Source organism: Rhodosalinus sp., from assembly GCF_046542825.1.
Lineage (GTDB): Bacteria > Pseudomonadota > Alphaproteobacteria > Rhodobacterales > Rhodobacteraceae > Rhodosalinus.
Genome location: NZ_JBKHAQ010000056.1, coordinates 1 through 18343 on the forward strand (window position 1 = coordinate 1; position 18343 = coordinate 18343).

Below are 18343 nucleotides of genomic sequence, written 5' to 3' on the forward strand. Positions count from 1 at the left end.
GCGCGCGACTGGGAGGCGCAGGGCACGATCCCGAAAGAGCTTTGGCCCAGGGTGGCCGAACTGGGCCTCGCCGGCATCTACGTCAGCGAAGAGCACGGCGGCTCGGGCCTGACGCGGCTGGACGCGACGCTCGTTTTCGAGGCGCTGGCGATGGCCTGCCCGTCGGTGGGCTCCTTCCTGTCGATCCACAACATGTGCGGCGGCATGATCGACACCTTCGGCTCGGACGAGACCAGGGCGCGCTGGCTGCCGCCGCTCTGCTCGATGGAAAAGGTGTTCTCCTACTGCCTGACCGAGCCCGGCTCCGGCTCGGACGCAGCCGCCCTGCGCACTCGCGCGGAGCGGACGAACGAGGGCTATGTGCTCAACGGCACAAAGGCGTTCATCTCGGGCGGCGGCTATTCGGACGTCTACGTCGTGATGTGCCGCACGGGGGGCGAGGGGCCGAAGGGCATCTCGACCGTGATCGTCGAGGACGGGACGCCGGGCCTGTCCTTCGGCGGCCTCGAGGACAAGATGGGCTGGCGGTCCCAGCCCACCGCGCAGGTGCAGTTCGACGACTGCCGCATCCCGCACGACAACCTGATGGGCGAGGAAGGGCACGGCTTTTCCTACGCCATGGCGGGGCTCGACGGCGGGCGGCTGAACATCGCGGCAAGCGCGCTGGGCGGTGCGCAGGCCGCGCTCGACACGACGCTGGCCTACATGGGAGAGCGAAAGGCGTTCGGAAAGACGCTGGACCAGTTCCAGGCGCTGCAGTTCAAGCTTGCCGAGATGGAGGTGAAGCTGCAATCGGCGCGCACCTTCCTGCGGCAGGCGGCGTGGAAGCTCGACAACCGCGCGCCCGATGCGACCAAGTTCTGCGCGATGGCCAAGCTCTGCGTCACCGACGCGGCCTTCGAGGTGGCGAACGACTGCCTGCAACTGCACGGCGGCTACGGCTATCTTGCCGACTACGGGATCGAGAAGATCGTGCGCGACCTGCGCGTGCACCAGATCCTCGAAGGCACCAACGAGATCATGCGTCTGATCGTCAGCCGGCAGATGCTGGAGGCGCGCGGGTGAGCCAGGATATCCTGATCCGCAAGGAGGGGCGCGCGGGGCGCATCACGCTGAACCGGCCCAAGGCGCTCAACGCGCTGACATGGGACATGTGCCTGAAGATCGACGCGGCGCTGAAGGACTGGGCCGATGACGGCGACGTGGCGCTGGTGCTGATCGATGGCGCGGGCGAGCGTGCCTTCTGCGCCGGGGGCGACATCGCGGCGATGTATCGCACAGGCACCGCGGGCGATTACGACTTCGGCCGCCGCTTCTGGGCGGACGAATACCGCATGAACGCGCGGATGGCGGAGTTTTCGAAGCCGGTCGTCAGCTTCCTGCACGGGTTCACCATGGGTGGCGGCGTGGGCGTAGGCTGTCACGGGTCGCACCGTATCGTGGGGGAAAGCGCGAAACTCGCGATGCCGGAATGCGGCATCGGGCTGGTGCCGGACGTGGGCGGCTCGCTGATCCTGTCGCGGGCACCGGGGCGTCTGGGCGAATACCTCGGGATGACCGGCACGCGGATGGGACCGGGCGATGCGATCCACACGGGCTTCGCGGACCGCTACATGCCGGAAGAGGGCTGGCAGGCGCTGAAGGCAGAGCTTTGCCTGTCGGGCGATTGCGCGGCGGTGGAGCACGCCGCGGAAGCCCCGCCCGACAGCCCGCTTGCGGCGCGGCAGGCAGCGATCGACGCGCATTTCCACGGTGAGACACTGCGCGACATCCTGAGCAGCCTGCGCGCCGACGGGTCGGATTTCGCGCGCGAGACGCTGGAGGCGATGGCGAAGGGGTCGCCGCTGTCGATGGGCTGCGCGGTCGAGATGATCCGCCGGCTGCGCCCCCGGGCCACGATCCGCGATGCGCTGGCGCAGGAATACCGCTTCACCTTCCGCGCGATGGAGCATGGCGATTTCCTGGAAGGCATCCGCGCGGCGATCATCGACAAGGACCGGAGCCCGCGGTGGTCCCACGATCCGGACCATCTCGGGGAAGAGGACGTCGCGGCGATGCTTGCTCCGCTGGGTGACGACGCGCTGCACTTCGGGGAGGAGGGACAGGGATGAAGATCGGATTCATCGGCCTGGGCAACATGGGCGCGCCGATGGCGGCCAATCTGGTCAGGGCGGGGCACGATGTGGCGGGCTTCGACACCGCTGCCGTGCGCGTCGAGGGTGTCACCCTGTGCGCGACAGCGGCCGAGGCCGCGCGCGGCGCGGAGGTGGTGATCACCATGCTGCCCAACGGCGATATCCTGCGGAAGGTCGCGGCAGAAATCGTGCCGGCGATGGAGCCAGGCGCCGTCTTTCTCGACTGCTCGACGGTCGACGTGGACAGCGCGCGGGCGGTGGCCGAACAGGCGCAGGCGGCCGGCCTCTCGGCGCTTGACGCGCCGGTCTCCGGCGGCGTGGGCGGCGCAGAGGCGGGCACGCTGACCTTCATGGTGGGCGGCGACGCGGCCGGCTTCGACAAGGCCGGGCCGCTCTTCGACGCGATGGGGAAGAAGGCGGTGCACTGCGGCCCCTCGGGCAACGGGCAGGCGGCCAAGATCTGCAACAACATGATCCTGGGCGCCACGATGATCGTGACCTGCGAGGCCTTCGCGCTGGCCGACAAGCTGGGACTGTCGCGCGAGGCGATGTTCGACGTGGTCTCCACCTCCTCCGGCTCCAGTTGGTCGATGAACACCTACTGCCCCGCGCCGGGCGTCGGGCCGGCCTCGCCCGCCGACAATGGCTACAGGCCCGGCTTCGCCGCCGACCTGATGCTGAAGGACCTGCGGCTGGCGATGCAGGCCGCGGAGACGGCGGATGCCGACACGCCGATGGGCCGCGCGGCCTGTGACCTCTACGCGCGCTTCGTCGAGGAAGAGGACGGCGCGGGCCGCGATTTCTCGGCCATGCTGCCGCGGTTCGAGACGCGCGGGCGGGGCTGAGCGTTCACGGCATCGTGAAAGGCACATTTGCGGCAGATCAATGTCGTCGCATTCAACCCTTGGCATGTCTGCGTTCAAGGGCCGTTCGGCCCCCTTTGCACCGGAGGCACACATGTTCACGAAGAATGTCGGCACCATCGACCGCGTGCTGCGCGTCGTCGTCGGGCTCGCGCTGATCGCGGGCTTTTTCCTCGACACAGAGGCGGCCTATCGCTGGCTCTACCTGATCGGGATCGTCCCGCTGGCCACGGGCCTGCTGGGCACCTGCGGCCTTTACAAGGTCTTCGGCATCAACACCTGCGGCACGCGGTAACGCCTGTCCGCCGGCCAGCGTAACGGGCCGGCAGACCGCTGGCCTGTGCACCCCTCGGGGCGGCGTGTGCCGCTCCGGGCGACCTGTTCCTGCCACCCCTGCACGGAACAACCTGCACGGGACAACCTGCCCGTCAGGGCGCCGCGGCGCCCGGGATCCGTGTCAGTCGGGAAGCAGGTCGGGCACGATGGTCACGACATCGGGGAAGAACCACAGGATGGCAAGGCCCAGCACCTGGATCAGCACGAAGGGCAGCACGCCCTGGTAGATCTGTCCTGTCGTGATGCTGCGTGGCGCCACCCCCCTGAGGTAGAAGAGCGCAAAGCCGAAGGGCGGCGTCAGGAACGAGGTCTGCAGGTTCACGGCGATCATGATCGTCACCCATTTCGGATCGAAGCTGCCGCCGTAGATCACCGGGCCGACGATCGGGATCACGATGTAGATGATCTCGAGAAAGTCGAGCACGAAGCCCAGCAGGAAGAGCACGAGCATCACGACAAGGAAGACCTTGTACTCGCTGTCGAAGCTCTTGAGGAAATCCTGGATGTAGTGTTCGCCGCCGAAGGAGATCAGCACCAGGTTCAGCAGCTGCGAGCCGATCAGGATGGTGAAGACCATCGAGGTGACCTTGGCCGTCTCGCGCACGACCGGTGACAGCACGCCGCCCCGCCAGAGCACGAAGCAGGCGTAGAAAAGCCCGAAGATCGCGAAGAGATAGGCCGCCTGCGCCACGATGAAGGCGATCCAGGTTTCCGCGTTCGCCGTCTCCCTGCCCACGCGCAGGTCGAAGTTCACGCCCACGAGCAGCATGATGATCAGCGCGAAACTCGTCCAGATGATGATCCTGCCAGAACGATCCTCGTCCCGGAGCCTGCGGTAGGCGGCAAGCATGATCGCCCCGCCTGCGCCAAGCGCCGCGGCAGGCGTCGGGTTCGTGATGCCGCCGAGGATCGAGCCCAGGACCGCGACGATCAGCACGAGCGGCGGAAAGACCACCCGCAAAAGATCGTTCGTCGCGAGCCGCGCGACGGCGTGTCGCATCCCGTAGACCGCCAGCGCGATGGGTATCGCGAGCAACAGGAAAGTCACGCCCGGAGAGGTCGTCGGCGAGATCGCGATCACGTCGATCAGGATGGCAAGGCCGACGCCGAGCAGCCCGATGGCGATCGGCATCGGGTCGGCGGAGGGCGCGATGCCGCGTGCCGTGGTCAGCACCAGCGCGATCAGCAGAAAGCCCACGGCGATCCCGGTGCCGACGGGGGCGGCATCCGCGATGCGCTGCGCGCGCAACTCCGCAAGCTCGTCCTCGGTCAGCTCGACCGATTCCGCAACTCCGCCTTCGGCATCTATCAGGGCCTGCTGAATCACGGCGGCATCCCAGGCGTCCTGCCCGTGCACCTCGATCATGGCCTCCTGGCAGTCCTCGGACACGTTCGTTCGCAGCGAGGCCCCTGCCTCGCGCTCGGTGAAGCGTTCGACGCTCACGTCCTGGCTGCCGACAAGGCCGATCTGACCCGACAGGATCACCAGCGCGATCAACGCACCGGGCACCGCGGCGAACCAGGTCCAGCGTTCTGCGGGGGTCGTCGGCTCGCCGCCTGTTGCATCCCCCATCTCCACCGGCGGGGCCTTCGCGGGATTGAAGAGCGCGAAGCCGAAGGCGTAGGCGCCGTAGAGGACCGCCAGCAGGATGCCTGGCAGCAGCGCCGCCTGAAACAGCGTGCCCACCGAGACGACCGCCGGCTCGCCAAGTAGCGTCAGCGCGTCGCGGCAGCCCAGGCTCTGCGCGCGCTCCTCCTGCGCAGCGGCATAGAGGTCGCCCGCCAGCGTGCCCAGAAGCACGATCACGATCGAGGGCGGGATGATCTGCCCTAGCGTGCCCGAGGCGGCGATCACGCCCGTGGACAGCTGCGGCGAGTAGCCTGCGCGCAGCATCGTGGGCAGCGCGAGCAGGCCCATGGTGACCACAGTCGCACCGACGATGCCGGTCGAGGCCGCGAGGAAGGCGCCCACCACCACGATGGACACAGCAAGCCCGCCGGGCAGCGGGCCGAAGACGCGCGCCATGGTGGTCAGCAGTTCCTCGGCGATCCTCGAGCGTTCGAGCGTGATGCCCATCATCACGAACATCAGCACCGCGAGCAGCGTCTCGATCGACTGCCCCGCGAGCACCCGTTCGTTGATGCGGTTGACGATGAAGCTGATGTTGCGGTCGACGGCCGTTTCCCAGCCCTGGGGAAAGACCGGCACCTCGACCCTCGGTAGCTCGGGGTATCGGAAAACGGATATGTTGTCCTGCCGGACGCCCTGCTGGATCAGGTCGTTATAGGCCTGTGACCCGGTGTCGATCGCCTGATGGATCAACAGGCCCGCGCTGTCGAGCGCCGCGATGATCGCGAAGGAGATGACCCCGGCGCCCGCGATGGCGAAAGCCACCGGAAAGCCCGAAAGGATCCCGGCGAAGAGACAGAGAAAGACGATGATCAGGCCGATCTCGACGCCATCGAGTCCGAAAAGCATGTGTGTTCCCGCCCCTCAGCGTGATTCGAATACGTGCTCGGCGCTTTCCGGCATCGTCGGGTCCAGCCGGTCGCGGTCGAGGTATCTGCCCTCGCTCGCCTCGCCTTCGCGGAACTCCTGCCAGGATCGCCAGAACACCGCGACCGCCTGCAGGAACACGAGACCGGCGAAGGCCACCAAGAGCACCTTGAAGAGGAAGTAGGCGTTGAAGCCGTTGGGGCTGAAACCGATGGTCTCGACGTTCCACCGGAAGGCCCGGGCCTTCATCAGCAGGCGGTCCAGATCCTCTCCAGCCGAGGGCTTGGGCGTGATCAGGTGGCGCCACAGGAAGTACCAGCCGTACATCCAGACGACGATCGCCGTGGGAAGCATGAAGAAGACGGCGCCGAGCATGTCGACGACCTTCTTCGTGCGGAAGCGGGCGGTGGAGTAGAAAAGATCCACCCGCACATGCCCGTGCTGCACGAAGGTGTAGCTGACGCAGAGTGCGACGACCATCGCGTTGTAGAGCTTGAGTTCCTCGGACCACCAGGACACGTCGAAGGTCATTGCCTTGCCGAAGCCGAGCGTGATCTGCGAGGCTGCGAAGATCCGCTGCACGAAGACGATCACGATCTGCTGGATCACCATGATCAGCCCGGCCCAGGCAAAGAAACGACCGACCGCGTTGGCGAAGCTTTCCAGAGCGATGACCCCGCCCCACATGATCGAACTGCGCCAGATGCCCAGACCGGTCAGAACGATGACAGTGGTGAAGACGACGAAGAAGAACTCGACCGAGCCGCCGTAGTAGACGACCCGCATCACCGCCTCCGGGTTCGACCAGTCGAGCCAGAGTTGCGGATGCGTGACGGCATAGACGAGATTGTAGAACGCCATCCCGACGTTGGTGATCAGCCAGACAAGCGCGTCCAGAACCGCGCCGCCGGCCCCCGTGGTGTCAGCGTCTTCCATGATCGCAACCGATGTGGCCCGGGTTGGTCGGCACGCACCGGCGGCCTGGGCGCCGTGCTGCCGAAATCGAAGCGCCGCGCCCCCGCTGCACCGGGGGCGCGGCAAAGGCTTGGTCCAGGCTCAGAGACCCCGCACGCGGTTCCGCTGGGCGGTGAACACCTGCTCCGAGCGGCTGCTCCAGCCTGCCGAACTCTTCATCGATTCCATGAAGCTGTCGTAGCAGTCGGCATAGAGCGGGTCGTCCATGTTTTCCTGAACGACCTCCTCGGCCGCGCTTCCGAAGGCATCCCAGACGCTGTCGGGGAACTCGCGCAGCTGGACGCCCTCGGACTGCAGACGCTGAAGCGCAGCCGAGTTGTTGGCCATGAACAGCGACATGGTCCAGATGTTCGATGCGCGGGCGGTCTGTTCGATCGCGGCCTGCTGCGTCCGGCTCAGATCCTCCCAGACTTCGAGCGAGACGACGAGGTTCAGGTTCGGGCCCGGCTCGTGGAAGCCGGAAGGATAGTAGATCTTCGCGACCTCCTGGAAGCCCGCGGCCTCGTCCGCCCAGGGGCCGATCCACTCGGTCCCGTCGATCGCGCCGGAGGCGAGCGCCTGATAGACTTCCGCACCCGGCAGGTTCTGAACGCTTGCGCCCAGCTTGCCCAGCACCTGGCCGCCCTGCCCCGGCATCCGGAAACGCAGGCCCTCGAAGTCGCTGGGCGAGTTGATCTCCTTGCTGAACCAGCCGCCCGACTGCGGGCCGGTGTTCCCGGCCGGGAACGCCTTCAGGCCGAAGATCGAATAGAGCTCGTCCGCGAGCTCCTGGCCGCCGTCATGGTAGAACCAGTTATTGAATTCCTGGAACGTCATCCCGAAGGGGATCTGCGAGAAGAACGAGAGCGCCGGATGCTGGCCGAGGAAGTAGTAGTCCACACCGTGATACATGTCGGCCTGACCGGCAGAGACGGCATCGAACACCTCGAAGGCGCCCACGAGCTCGCCGCCCGCCTTGAGATCGACCGTGAGGCTGCCGTCGGTCAGCGCCGTGATCGAATCCGCGCAATACTGCGCGCTGTCGTGAACGCCGGCGAGGCCCCGACCCCAGGTCGTGACGAAGGTCAGCGTGCGGTTGCCCTGCGCGATCGCGGGCGCCGCAAGCGAACTGGCTGCCGCAGCCGTGCCGCCGACGGCAGAGGTGCGAAGAAAAGATCGACGATCCATTGTGACTGTGTCCTCCCATTGAGTGGATGGCCGCGCCTCTTTCGGATGCGGGCCGTCGAACCGTGGCGCGGACACTAGCCGCCGATCGGTCGCTTTGGAACACATTTTTTTCGGGTGTCGCAGCGGAAATCAAGCCAATTCCGGCCTGCGCTCGTCAGGCCGACAAAGGCCAGCGGGCAAGGGTCGCTGCGCTGCCGGTGGCACAGGCGAAAGAATGTGTCGCGAAGGGTGTCTTTTGCGACATTTTCTCCGGGATTTCCGGTTGACGGCCCGGCACGCACATGTATAGGTCGCCGCGAGTGGAAGGAGAGCGCCGGATGGCACCCGCAATCGTATCCTTGGACATGTGGCGCATGGGCCGGTAAGCCGGACACCCTCAGGGATCCCCATGCGCCCCCGATCGGATCGACGGGGGCTTTTTTGTGCGCGGCGCCGACCGCACCGATGCAACTGCCGAAGTGGAGTGACGGCATGACCAAGGCGATGACCGGAGCGAAGATGGTGGTCCAGGCACTGAGGGATCAGGGCGTGGACACGGTATTCGGATACCCGGGCGGCGCGGTGCTGCCGATCTACGACGAGCTTTTCCAGCAGAACGACATCCGCCACATCCTCGTCCGGCACGAACAGGGCGCGGTGCACGCCGCCGAAGGCTACGCGCGCTCCACCGGCAAGCCGGGCGTGGTGCTGGTCACCTCGGGCCCCGGCGCGACCAACTCCGTCACCGGGCTGACGGATGCGCTGATGGATTCCATCCCGATCGTGGTGCTGACGGGCCAGGTGCCCACGTTCCTGATCGGATCGGACGCCTTTCAGGAAGCGGACACCGTCGGCATCACGCGCGCCTGCACCAAGCACAACTGGCTGGTGAAGGATCCCGCGCGGCTTTCCGGAACGATCCACGAGGCGTTCCATGTCGCCACGAACGGCCGGCCCGGCCCGGTTCTGGTGGACATCCCCAAGGACGTGCAGTTCGCCACCGCCAGCTACACGCCACCCTCCAAGGCGAAGCTCGGTCACTATCAGCCGCAGGTGAAGGGCGACATCGAGGGGATCACCGATCTGGTCGCCGCGATCGAGCGCGCGGAGCGCCCGATCTTCTACACCGGCGGCGGCGTCATCAACGCCGGCCCCGCGGCCAGCCGGCTGCTGCGCGAGCTGGTCGAGGCCACCGGTTTTCCCATCACCTCGACGCTGATGGGACTGGGTGCCTACCCGGCGTCGGGCGCGAACTGGCTTGGGATGCTGGGGATGCACGGCCTCTACGAAGCCAACATGGCGATGCACGGCTGCGACCTGATGATCAACCTGGGCGCGCGCTTCGACGACCGGATCACGGGCCGCATCGACGCCTTCTCGCCGCAGTCGAAGAAGGCGCATGTCGATATCGACCCCTCCTCGATCAACAAGGTGGTCAAGACCGACTTTCCCATCGTGGGCGACATCGCCCATGTGCTCGAGGACATCCTCGCGGTCTGGAAGGCGCGCGGCGGCAAGGTGAACCGCGAGGCGGTGGCGAATTGGTGGGCACGGATCGAGGACTGGCGCAAGACCGACTGCCTTGCCTTCAAGCCCTCGGAACGGACGATCAAGCCCCAGCACGCGCTCACACGCCTGGAGGCGCTGACGAAGCATCGTGCGGACCGCTACATCTGCACCGAGGTGGGCCAGCACCAGATGTGGGCGGCGCAATACCTGGGCTTCGAGGCGCCCAACCTCTGGATGACCTCCGGCGGGCTCGGGACCATGGGCTACGGCTTCCCCGCCTCGATCGGCGTTCAGGTGGCACACCCGGACGCGCTGGTGATCAACGTGGCGGGCGAGGCATCCTGGCTGATGAACATGCAGGAGATGGGCACGGCGGTGCAGTATCGCCTGCCGGTCAAGCAGTTCATCCTCAACAACGAGCGGCTCGGCATGGTGCGCCAGTGGCAGGAGCTGCTGCACGGCGAACGCTATTCGCATTCCTGGTCCGAGGCGCTGCCCGATTTCGTCAAGCTCGCCGAGGCCTTCGGCTGCAAGGGCATCAGGTGCGACGACCCGGCCGATCTGGACGATGCCATCGCCGAGATGCTGGCCCACGACGGACCGGTGATCTTCGACTGCCTCGTCGAGAAGCACGAGAACTGCTTCCCGATGATCCCGTCGGGCAGGGCGCACAACGAGATGCTGCTGGGCGAGGCGGAGACGCAGGGTGCGATCGACGCGAAGGGATCGGTGCTGGTGTGAGACGCGGGCCGAGGGGGGCTGTCTGCCCCCCTCTTCGCCTGCGGCGAATTCACCCCCCGAGGGTATTTCCGGCAAGAGGAAGAACCGGGGCGCGGCAAGCCCGACGAAGCGCCGCGGCGGAAACGAGGGAAGCGAGCAGATGTCCGCACTGAAGATCAAGAAAGGGTCGAGCAAGCATTCGGCCTACAACCTGCGGCCCACTTTCTCTGACGTTCAGGAACGGCACACGCTGGCCGTGCTGGTGGACAACGAGCCCGGCGTACTGGCGCGGGTGATCGGGCTGTTCTCCGGGCGCGGCTACAACATCGAGAGCCTGACCGTGGCCGAGGTGGACCACACCGGCCACCTGAGCCGCATCACCATCGTCACCACCGGCACGCCGCAGGTGATCGAGCAGATCAAGGCGCAGCTGGGCCGGATCGTGCCGGTGCACGAGGTGCACGACCTGACCGTCGAGGGCCGCGCGGTGGAGCGGGAACTGGCGCTCTTCAAGGTCGCGGGCCAGGGCGAGAAGCGGGTCGAAGCGCTGCGCCTTGCCGACATCTTCCGCGCCAACGTGGTGGATTCGACCCTGGAGAGCTTCGTCTTCCAGATCACCGGCACGCCGGAGAAGATCGACGCCTTCGCCGAACTGATGCGGCCCCTGGGCCTGATCGAGATGGCGCGCACCGGCATCGCGGCGCTGTCGCGCGGGGCCGTGTGAGCACGCGGGTGTCGGCCCCGGAAAACTGAGGTCGCAAAGAGGCGCGCGCGCCGCCGCCCGATCCCTATCCTCGCGTCACCCTGCGAGGAGAGCGCCCATGCCCGCCGTCACCGACCTGTCCGCCGTGCGCCGCCCCGTCGCCGAGGCGCAGGGCCTGCCCAACGCGCATTACATCGACCCTGCGCTCCATGCCGAGGAACGCGAGGCGCTCTTGTTCTCGCAATGGGCGGGTCTTGCGGTGGCGGCCGACGTGCCGCAGCCGGGAGATGCGGTGCCGATCGACTTCATGGGCATGCCGCTCCTGCTGATCCGCGACCGGGCGGGCGCGGTGCGCGTCTTTCTCAACACCTGCCGTCACCGGGGCATGATCCTTGTGTCCGAGCCGCGGCGGATCGAGGGCGCGATCCGCTGCCCCTATCATTCGTGGTGCTACGCCACCGACGGGCGGCTGGTTTCAACCCCGCATGTGGGCGGGCCGGGCCGCAACACGCATGACGCGATCCGGCGCGACGAGCTGGGGCTGGTGGAGCTGCGCAGCGCGCTGCGCTTCGGGGTGGTCTGGGTCAACCTCTCGGGCGATGCGCCGCCCTTCGAGGCGGCGATGGCGAAGCTTCTGGCGCGCTGGGCGGAGTTCGACCGCGACTGGGTGCACGGCGGCGAGGACAGTCGCTGGGCCCTGTCGGTGCAGGCGAACTGGAAGCTGGCGGTGGAGAACTACTGCGAAAGCTATCACCTGCCATGGGTGCATCCGGGGCTCAACAGCTATTCGCGGCTGGAGGATCACTACAACATCGAGGCGCCGGGCCGCTTCTCGGGACAGGGGACGCGGGTCTATCGCCAGTTGCGCGGCGAGAGCGGCGAGGTCTTTCCCGACTTCCCCGGCCTTTCGCCCGCCTGGGAGACGGCGGCCGAGTATCTGGCGGTCTATCCCAACGTGCTCCTGGGCGTGCACCGCGACCATGCCTTTGCCATCCTGCTGATCCCTGAGGGGCCGGAGCGCACGCTGGAGCGTGTTCACCTGTTCTATCCCGAAGAGGGCACGGAGGCGGCGCTGCGCGCGAAGAACACCGCGCAGTGGCAGGAGGTCTTCGCCGAGGACATCTTCGTGGTCGAGGGGATGCAGCGCGGCCGGCATGCGGCGGGCTTCGACGGCGGGCGCTTCAGCCCGGCGATGGACGGGCCCACGCATTGCTTCCACGACTGGGCCGCAGGCCGCATCGAGGCATGGCGCGGGACGGCACGGGCCGCGGAGTGAGCGGGCTGGACGCTGCGCTGCGCGCCGCGCATGCGGCGGGCGACCGGGCGGCGCTGATCCGTCTCTACGCGCAGGCGGCAGAGCGCGCGCCGGACCCGGATGCCGCCGGCTTCTACCTGACCCATGCCTATGTCTTCGCGCTGGAAGCCGGCGCGCCGGAGGCCGCGGCGCTCCACGCCCGCCTCAAGGCCGAGGGGCGCGAGGCCTAGGCGGGCTCGCCTGCCGGCAGACCTGCCGCCCCTTCAGCCTTGAGCAGGCTGTAGAGATGCCATGAGGCGTGCCCCAGCAGCGGCAGCGCCACCAGCAGGCCAAGGAACCAGGGGACCAGCGCAACGAAGGTCACCACCGCGATCAGGATCGCCCAGCCCAGCATCGGCAGCGGATTCGCGGTCACCGTCTGGAAGCTGGTGATCATCGCGGTGACGAAATCCACCTCTCGATCCAGCAAGAGCGGCAGAGCGATCACCGTGATCGCGTAGAGCACCGTGGCGAACCCCGCGCCCACCAGGGTGCCCACCGCCAGCATCGCGATGCCGTTCGGCGTGAAATAGATCTCGTAGCTGGTCGAGACGTTGGTCATCGTCGACAGCCCCATGAAGAGGGCAAAGATCATGTGCGCGAGGAAGAACCAGAACAGGAAGACGATGATGATGATGGCCGACATCGACGGCATCTGACGCTTGCTCTGGCGCAGGACGACGCCGGCGACGCCGGGCCAGTCGAGCGGGCGGCCGGCCTCCAGCCGGCGGCTCACCTCGTAGATCCCGGTCGCGGCGAAGGGACCGATGAGCGGAAAGCCGATCGCCGCGAAGACCAGCCAGTAGGTCTGCCCGGTCCATTGCGTGATCAGCACCATCAGCCAGCCGGCAAGTACATAGGCCGCGGCGAAGCCCAGCCCGTATTGCGGGGCGCGCCTGAAATCCCTCCAGCCGCGGGCCAGCGCCTCGCGCAGCATGGTCGTGCTGACCCGCCCGAGGGGTGGCACTCCGAGCGGCGGCGTCTCCTCCTGCATCGGCCTCCCCTTCCCTGCGGCCTCCTGTCGCAATGAGAACAGGGGACGGGCGCGAAGATCAAGCGCCCTGCGGCGCTCACGCCTCGGCCTGCGCCTCGCTGCGGCTCTTGCCGGCTGCGTCCTGCGCCAGCACGGCGGCCATGAAACCGTCGAGATCGCCGTCGAGCACGCCCTTGGTATCCGAGGTCTCGTGATTGGTGCGCAGGTCCTTCACCATCTGGTAGGGCTGGAGGACGTAAGAGCGGATCTGGTTGCCCCAGCCGGCCTCGCCCTTGGCCTCGTGGCTGGCCTGGACCGCCTCGTTCCGGCGGTCGAGCTCCATCTGGTAGAGCCGCGATTTCAGCGCCTTCATGGCGATGTCGCGGTTCTGGTGCTGCGACTTTTCCGAACTGGTCACGACGATCCCGGTCGGGATATGCGTGATCCGCACCGCCGAGTCGGTGGTGTTGACGTGCTGGCCGCCCGCGCCGGAGCTGCGGAAGGTATCGACGCGGATGTCGCTCGGGTTCACCTCGATCTCGATGTTGTCGTCCACCACCGGATAGACCCAGACCGAGCTGAACGAGGTGTGCCGCCGGGCCGAACTGTCGTAGGGCGAAATGCGCACCAGGCGGTGAACACCCGACTCCGACTTCAGCCAGCCATAAGCGTTGGGGCCGCTGATCTTGTAGGTTGCGGACTTTATCCCCGCCTCTTCGCCCGGGTTCTCGGACGTGAGTTCGACCTTGTAGCCGCGCTTTTCGGCCCAGCGGACGTACATCCGCGCCAGCATCGCGGCCCAGTCGCAGCTTTCGGTTCCTCCGGCACCTGCATGGATTTCCAGATAGGTGTCGTTGCTGTCCGCCTCGCCGTCGAGCAGCGCCTCGAGTTCCCGGGCGCGCGCCGTCTGCGCAAGCTGCATCAGCGCGGCCTCGGCCTCTGACACGACATCGGCGTCGCCTTCGGCCTCGCCCATCTCGATCAGTTCGACGTTGTCGGAAAGCTGCTGGCCGATCTCCTCGACCGTGCGGATCTGGTCCACCAGCATCTGCCGTTCGCGCATCAGCTTCTGCGCGCGCTCGGGATCGTTCCACAGATCGGGATCCTCGACGCGCGCATCGAATTCCTCCAGCCGGTGGCGGGCGGTCTCCCACCCCATCCGCTGCCGCAGAAGCGCCAGAGATTTCTCGATTTCTTCCACCGCGTTCTGTGCCTCGGCACGCATGCGCAAACCCCGAAAGTCAGGAAAGTCCAGATGGGCTAGATATGCGAGCGGCGGCGCGCGGGCAAGGCGGCGCTCAGTAGAGGCCGCCCGAACTCATCGAGCCGAAGCTCGCGCGCGGGCCCACCACGGCCCTGCCGCCCGAGGATGTGGTGACCTCCCGCCCCCCCTCGCCGTCCGGGCGGATCATGTCGAAATCGCTGCCCATCGCGAAGCCGCCGTCGAACATCACGCCGAAGACCGGCTCTTCGCCCTCTCGGAAGTATTCCGCCACCACGTTGGGACCGGAGGCATCGTCGGGCAGGCGCGCGCCAGTGAAGCGGTCGATCTTGATGAAACGGCCGCCCTCGGGCACCTCGAACTCGCCGCCGCCGTATTTCTCGACCGCCTCCTGCATGAACTCGTTGAACACCGGCCCGCAGAATCCACCGCCCGAGGCGCCGCCGCCCAACGGCCGGGGCTGGTCGTAGCCGATGTAGCAGCCCGCCACGATATTCGAGGTGAAGCCCACGAACCAGACGTCGCGCGCTTCGTTGGTGGTGCCCGTCTTGCCCGCCGTGGGCACCGGCAGGTTGACGGTCCTGGCCGCTGTCCCGCGCTCGACCACGCCGGTCATCATCGAGGTGAGCTGATAGGCCGTTATCGCGTCCATCACGCGCCAGCGGTCCGACACGATGCGGGGCCCGTAGCCGGCGCTCAGCTCAGGCTCGGCGCAGTCCACGCAATCGCGCTCGTCATGGCGGTAGATGGTCTCGCCGTAGCGGTCCTGGATCCGGTCGACCAGCGTGGGCTCGACCCGTTCGCCGCCGTTGGCGAACATCGCGTAGGCAGCCACCATGCGGTAGAGCGTCGTCTCGTCCGAGCCCAGCGCGTTTGCCAGGTAGCGGCCCATGTCATCGTAGACGCCGAAGCGCTCGGCGTAACGCGCCACGGTGTCCATGCCCACCTCTTCCGCGAGTCGCACGGTCATCAGGTTCCGCGACTGCTCGATCCCGGTGCGCAGCGGCGTGGGACCGTAGAACTGGTTCGAGGCGTTGCGGGGGCGCCAGACGCCCTGCGGCGTGTCCACCTCGATGGGCGCATCCACCACGATGGTCGCAGGCGAATAGCCCGAATCGAGCGCCGCTGCAAAGACGAAGGGCTTCAGGGAAGAGCCGGGTTGCCGTTGCGCCTGCGTCGTGCGGTTGAAGACCGAGTCCTGGTAGGAAAAGCCCCCCTGCATGGCGATCACGCGGCCGGTGTTCACGTCCATCGCCATGAAGGCGCCCTGCACCTCGGGCACCTGCCGCAGCGTCCAGCGCACGAAGCTGTCGTCCTCGTCGCGCGTCATGCGCCGGACCAGGACCACGTCGCCGCGCTCGAAATTGTCGAAGAAGTCGCCGCGCAGCCAGCCGATGTCCTCGCGCGGGATCGCGATGGGCGCATCGCCGGAAAAGGGCACGCCCTCGATGCCGACCAGCAGGCGCTGCTCCTCGATCGACAGCACCACCGCAGGCAGCCATTCGCCGTCGAGCACGATGTCGCGCGGCACATCCGCCGAAGCCAGCGCCTCGCGCCAGGCGGATTCGTCGTCGAGCAGCGCGGGGTCGATGCGTTCGCCCGTGCCGCGCCACTGCCCGCGCTCGCGGTCGTAGTCCTCGAGCTTGCGGCGCAGCGCGATGGCCGCGACCTCCTGCATCTCCGGGTCGATGGTGGCGCGCACGGTCAAGCCGCCGGTAAAGAACTGCTCCTCGCCAAAATCGCGGGAAAGCTGGCGGCGGATCTCGTCGGTGGGATAGTCGCGCGGCGGCAGCTTCGCGCGGAAGCTGTCGAAGTCGCCGGCCATGACTGTGCGCAGCGGCATCTCGCGCTCGCGCTCCCATGTGGCGCGGTCAAGATAGCCGTTCTCGTACATCTCCCTCAGCACGAAGTTGCGCCGCGCCAGCAGCCGCTCGGCGTTGCGCACCGGGTGGTAGTCCGAAGGCGCCTTGGGCAGCGCGGCGAGCGTCGCCGCCTCGTGCGGGGCGAGTTCGCGCAGCGTCTTGTTGAAGAAGGTCTGCGCCGCGGACATCACGCCATAGGAATTCTGCCCGAGATAGATCTCGTTTAGATATAGCTCGAGAATATCCTCCTTCGACAGCGTTTGCTCCAGCCGGGTGGCAAGGATGATTTCCTTGATCTTGCGCTCGATCCGCCGGTCGCCTGAGAGCAGGAAGTTCTTCATCACCTGCTGCGTGATGGTCGAGGCCCCGCGCACCGACTCGCCGCGCGTCTGCACGGCCTCGTAGATGGCGACCGCGATGCCGCGGGCGTCGTAGCCGCCATGCCGGTAGAAGTTCTTGTCCTCGGCCGAGATGAAGGCGTGCTTGACGAGGTCCGGGATCTCTTCGGCAGGGGCGAAGAGACGGCGCTCGCGCGCGAATTCGTCCACGATCTCGCCCTCGACGGAATAGATGCGGCTGATCGTCGGCGGCTGGTACCGGGCGAGGCTTTCGTGGCTGGGCAGGTCGCGACCATAGACCCAGAATACGCCGCCGATCGACAGCGCCACCACCATCAGCCCCAGCGTTAGGAAACTGAAGATCGCCCCGAAGAAGGAAAGGATGAACCTGAGCAAGCTGCGCTCCCGCCTCTGTGGCCGCCTTGTTATACCCGCGCGGCGCAGCGGTCAAAAGCGCGCGCACATCATCCCCGATATGTGACCGCCACACGCCGGCGCAAATGACCACGGCGACGGGCGGCGGATCACCGCCGCCGCAGCGCCGCCTGCGCCGCGTCCTCCGCTGCCCAGGCCGTGAGCCCGTCACGCACGCCCTCCGCCAGCCGCGCCCGCCACGCCGGATCCTCGAGGTTCATCAGATCCTCCGGCGTTGACAGGAATCCCGCCTCCAGCAGGACAGAGGGGATGTCGGCCGCCTTGAGCACGGAAAAACCCGCGGAGCGCAGCGGGCGCGAGTTGACGTGCCCCGTGGCCGTCCGGATGCTGTCCACGAGCTTGCGGGCGAGCGCATCGGCGCGCGGCTGAGTCTCGAGCCGGGCAAGGTCCATCAGCACGTTGGCCACCACGTCATCCGTGCCGGTCAGGTCGAGGCCGGCCAGCAGGTCGGCGCGGTTGTGCCGTTCGGCCAGCGCGGCAGAGGCCGCATCAGAGGCGCTGGCCGACAGGGTGTAGACCGTCGCGCCATGCGCCACGCCGGATGCCAGCGAATCGGCATGCAGCGAGATGAAGATGTCCGCCTCGACCTGGCGCGCGATGGCGACGCGCCGCTCAAGCGAGACGAAGACATCCGCCTCGCGCGTGAGCGCCACCTCGAAGCCCGCGCGCAGCAGCACCTCGCGCAGCTCGCGCGCGAAGGTCAGCATCAGGCGCGCCTCGTTCACGTCGCCCGCCTCGGCGCCTGGGTCGATGCCGCCGTGCCCGGGGTCGAGCACCACCCGCAGCGGCCGGTCCTCGCCGGAACTGCGCCGCGCGGCCTCCACCGCGGCGGGCTCCGGCAGATCCCAGCGCGGGTCGCGCGGCGCGCCTGCAGTCGCGTCGAACGCCTCCCGTGTGACGGGCTCCAGATAGACGGCAAGGCTGGCCCGTCCGGTCAGGTCGCTGACCGACAGCCCCGCCTCGGCCACGCCCAGCGGGCGGTCGAGGTCGGCCACCAGCCGCGACCAGCCTTCGCGGAAGGCACCGAAGCGCACGTCGGCGAGGCCGGGGGCCGCGAAGGCTTTCGGCGAAAGGGCGCTCCAGTCCACCTCGCGGAAGTCGAGCACAAGCCGGTCGGGATCGGAGAGGGTAAAAACGCGCCAGGGCACGCCCTGCGTCAGCTCAAGGGTGAGGATCACGCCCTCGCCCCGGGCCTCCGCGCCGCTCGCCTCCGGCAGGGCGCGCGCCAGCCCGCCCTGCGGCTGTGCCGCAGCCGCCCCCGCGAAAAGCGCGAGTGCCAGCGCCAGTGTCGCCATCCATCGCATCTCGTCAGCCCTGCCCGGCCCCGTTTGGCAA

General features: G+C 67.5%; 15 protein-coding genes. 8 read left to right on the top strand and 7 right to left on the bottom strand.

The window, feature by feature from the left end; all coding sequences use genetic code 11:
* From ACLFOB_RS08850 to ACLFOB_RS08865, 4 genes are all read left to right on the top strand, one after another.
* On the top strand, positions 1-1065 hold a 1065-nt coding region (locus tag ACLFOB_RS08850), incomplete at its 5' end, for an acyl-CoA dehydrogenase family protein (RefSeq protein ID WP_410925850.1).
* Positions 1062-2111, top strand: coding sequence for an enoyl-CoA hydratase/isomerase family protein (locus tag ACLFOB_RS08855; RefSeq protein WP_410925851.1), 1050 nt, complete (start codon positions 1062-1064; stop codon positions 2109-2111). The genes ACLFOB_RS08850 and ACLFOB_RS08855, both read left to right, overlap by 4 nt.
* Positions 2108-2980, top strand: coding sequence for a 3-hydroxyisobutyrate dehydrogenase (gene mmsB, locus ACLFOB_RS08860; RefSeq protein ID WP_410925852.1), 873 nt, complete (start codon positions 2108-2110; stop codon positions 2978-2980). The genes ACLFOB_RS08855 and mmsB overlap by 4 nt, the downstream gene beginning before the upstream one ends.
* A 112-nt stretch (positions 2981-3092) precedes the next feature.
* The gene (locus ACLFOB_RS08865) at positions 3093-3293 is read left to right on the top strand and encodes a DUF2892 domain-containing protein (protein ID WP_410925853.1); all 201 of its coding nucleotides are present in this window, start codon (positions 3093-3095) and stop codon (positions 3291-3293) included.
* A gap of 162 nt (positions 3294-3455) precedes the next feature.
* Here ACLFOB_RS08865 and ACLFOB_RS08870 read toward each other — a convergent pair whose 3' ends face one another.
* From ACLFOB_RS08870 to ACLFOB_RS08880, 3 genes are all read right to left on the bottom strand, one after another.
* Positions 3456-5813 (bottom strand): TRAP transporter large permease, encoded by a 2358-nt coding sequence (locus tag ACLFOB_RS08870; RefSeq protein WP_410925854.1) that lies wholly within the window; start codon positions 5811-5813, stop codon positions 3456-3458.
* 15 nt (positions 5814-5828) lie between these two features.
* A complete protein-coding gene (locus ACLFOB_RS08875) occupies positions 5829-6767 on the bottom strand; it encodes a TRAP transporter small permease subunit (RefSeq protein ID WP_410925855.1) in 939 nt (312 codons plus the stop codon).
* 120 nt (positions 6768-6887) lie between these two features.
* Positions 6888-7973 carry a TRAP transporter substrate-binding protein gene (locus ACLFOB_RS08880; protein WP_410925856.1) on the bottom strand — a complete coding sequence of 362 codons (1086 nt, stop codon included), beginning with the start codon at positions 7971-7973 and terminating at the stop codon, positions 6888-6890.
* 471 nt (positions 7974-8444) lie between these two features.
* On the opposite strand from ACLFOB_RS08880, the gene ACLFOB_RS08885 reads away from it, so the two are divergent.
* The 4 genes from ACLFOB_RS08885 (at position 8445) to ACLFOB_RS08900 (ending at position 12369) form a co-directional block, all read left to right on the top strand.
* Positions 8445-10202 (top strand): acetolactate synthase 3 large subunit, encoded by a 1758-nt coding sequence (locus tag ACLFOB_RS08885; RefSeq protein WP_410925857.1) that lies wholly within the window; start codon positions 8445-8447, stop codon positions 10200-10202.
* 139 nt (positions 10203-10341) lie between these two features.
* Positions 10342-10905 (top strand): acetolactate synthase small subunit, encoded by a 564-nt coding sequence (gene ilvN, locus ACLFOB_RS08890; RefSeq protein WP_410917677.1) that lies wholly within the window; start codon positions 10342-10344, stop codon positions 10903-10905.
* Between the two features lie 97 nt (positions 10906-11002).
* Positions 11003-12160, top strand: a complete 1158-nt coding sequence (locus tag ACLFOB_RS08895) for an aromatic ring-hydroxylating oxygenase subunit alpha (protein WP_410925858.1) — start codon at positions 11003-11005, stop codon at positions 12158-12160.
* Complete coding sequence (locus ACLFOB_RS08900; RefSeq protein ID WP_410925859.1) at positions 12130-12369, top strand: hypothetical protein; 240 nt, start codon at positions 12130-12132, stop codon at positions 12367-12369. The genes ACLFOB_RS08895 and ACLFOB_RS08900 overlap by 31 nt, the downstream gene beginning before the upstream one ends.
* Here the strand turns inward: ACLFOB_RS08900 and ACLFOB_RS08905 are convergent.
* The 4 genes from ACLFOB_RS08905 to ACLFOB_RS08920 all read right to left on the bottom strand — a co-directional run bounded on the left by ACLFOB_RS08905 (position 12366) and on the right by ACLFOB_RS08920 (position 18312).
* Positions 12366-13172 carry a DUF2189 domain-containing protein gene (locus ACLFOB_RS08905; RefSeq protein WP_410917680.1) on the bottom strand — a complete coding sequence of 269 codons (807 nt, stop codon included), beginning with the start codon at positions 13170-13172 and terminating at the stop codon, positions 12366-12368. The genes ACLFOB_RS08900 and ACLFOB_RS08905 overlap by 4 nt on opposite strands.
* 76 nt (positions 13173-13248) lie before the next feature.
* Positions 13249-14376, bottom strand: coding sequence for a peptide chain release factor 2 (prfB, locus tag ACLFOB_RS08910; protein ID WP_410917681.1), 1128 nt, complete (start codon positions 14374-14376; stop codon positions 13249-13251).
* A gap of 73 nt (positions 14377-14449) precedes the next feature.
* Positions 14450-16969 (bottom strand): penicillin-binding protein 1A, encoded by a 2520-nt coding sequence (locus ACLFOB_RS08915; RefSeq protein ID WP_410917682.1) that lies wholly within the window; start codon positions 16967-16969, stop codon positions 14450-14452.
* Between the two features lie 128 nt (positions 16970-17097).
* A complete protein-coding gene (locus ACLFOB_RS08920; RefSeq protein ID WP_410925860.1) occupies positions 17098-18312 on the bottom strand; it encodes an N-acetylmuramoyl-L-alanine amidase in 1215 nt (404 codons plus the stop codon).
* Positions 18313-18343: the final 31 nt, after the last annotated feature.